Genomic DNA, 683 nt, shown 5'->3' on the forward strand with positions numbered 1-683 from the left:
CGGGGTGAAGTGGACACGGGGTGAAGTGGACAACGAATCGTGGGTGCGAGGTCAGCCATCGTTTGACCGCGGGCGTCTTGTGGGTAGAGGCGTTGTCCATGACCAGGTGGACGTCGAGCTCGTCGGGCACCTCGGCGTCGATCTTGCGGAGAAACCCGATGAATTCTGTTGCCCGATGCCGTGAGTGAAGCGAACCGATCACTTTTCCCGACGCGATGTCCAACGCCGCGTACAGACTGGAGGTGCCGTTGCGCACATAGTCGTGGCTGGCCCGTTGCGGGGTGCCCGGGAGCATGGGAAAGATCGGCTGGGTGCGATCGAGAGCTTGGATCTGGGTCTTCTCGTCAACGCAAAGCACCAGGGCACGTTCGGGTGGGTTCATATAGAGCCCGACGACATCGCGGACCTTCTCGGTGAACAAGGGATCTCTCGACAGCTTCCACGAATCCTGTTTGTGCGGAGCCAATCCGAACGCCCGCCACACACGCGACACGGTTGACTGTGACATGTCGAGATGCTCGGCCATCGCCCGCGTCGACCAGTGTGTCGCATTCTTCGGAGTGGTCTCGAGAGTCGCGGTGATCAAGTTTTTGATCTGCTCGTCGTCGACGGTGCGAGGTCGCCCAGGCCGGGGTTCGTCGAGCAACCCCTCGCAGCGGTGCTCGACGAACCGGCCTCGCCAG

1 protein-coding gene is annotated in these 683 nt (G+C 61.8%); it reads right to left on the minus strand.

Features of this window, described 5'->3' with window-relative positions; genetic code table 11:
• Positions 1 to 683: IS630 family transposase (locus tag A9310_RS24185; protein ID WP_139104740.1), on the minus strand; the 683-nt coding region annotated here is incomplete at both ends.

The organism is Gordonia sp. UCD-TK1, from assembly GCF_001691435.1.
Lineage (GTDB): Bacteria > Actinomycetota > Actinomycetes > Mycobacteriales > Mycobacteriaceae > Gordonia > Gordonia hongkongensis.